General features: G+C 64.0%; 1 protein-coding gene. It reads right to left on the bottom strand.

Features of this window, described 5'->3' with window-relative positions:
• Nucleotides 1-64 precede the first annotated feature (64 nt).
• Nucleotides 65-890: integrase core domain-containing protein (locus FPZ47_RS27665; RefSeq protein WP_144957494.1), on the bottom strand; the 826-nt coding region annotated here is incomplete at its 5' end.

Genomic DNA, 890 nt, shown 5'->3' with positions numbered 1-890 from the left:
TGAGGTGTGTTTGAGTTAATGAGCCATTCGCGGTTAGAAATACCCAGCCAGAACCGGGGTGTGCTCATTGATCATCTCCAGTGGTCGTGCATCGACGGTATGCGATGCGGTTCTCGCGCGCACGGACGAGTCCGTCGCGGCGTTGGGTGCGGATGGCATCACCTCTTCCTTCGTGTTCGTCGTTCGGTGTCACATACTCGATCCCGGCGTGAAGCCTGACCCCGTTGTATTGCGCCCGGACGAGTTCGAGTTCGGCTTCAAGCTCGCCGGGGTCGGTGATCTTCTCCAGGTGCGGCCATTCGCCCTTGACGTGACCGAACAGGGTCTCGACCCACGCCTGGTCTTGGGGTGTTCCGGGCCGGCCGAACTGCTGGGCGATGGCCACACCGGCGAGGAACTCCCGGGTCGAGTGGCTGCGCATCTGCGAACCGTTATCGGAGATCGCCAACAGCAACGGCAGCTGCCCGTCGCCGATCGCGGTGGCCACAGCGGCGCGGTCCCCGCACGACAGAGCTGCCACCAACGCGGCGGTGGCACGCTCATCGGCGGCTTCCCACAGGCCTTCAGCGCTCAGTGCGTCGGTGAAGGCGACCTCGATCTGGGTGGAGGACTCCTCGGCAGAGACAACGGTGGCCAGCCACTTTCTGGACACGATATCGAGGATGGCCACCACCGCCCGATGAGCCCGGGTGAAGTGGGTGAAGTCATAACCCCAGATCCGGTTCGGCTTCCATTCCAGCCAGTCCGGCCACGGCTTGCGCGGGATCGGATCACGAGCTGGATTACCTTGCAGTGTAAGCCCTTCAGCGGCAAGCACCGTGCGCACCGTGGAGGCCGACACCCACACCCGTTCCAGGTAGGAGCCGCGGTGAGCCAGCTTGCGGTGCGAC

This window comes from Mycobacterium helveticum, from assembly GCF_007714205.1.
Taxonomy (GTDB): Bacteria; Actinomycetota; Actinomycetes; order Mycobacteriales; family Mycobacteriaceae; genus Mycobacterium; species Mycobacterium helveticum.
Note: the sequence above shows the minus strand (reverse complement) of the source record. Positions and strands in the feature narration are given on the sequence as shown.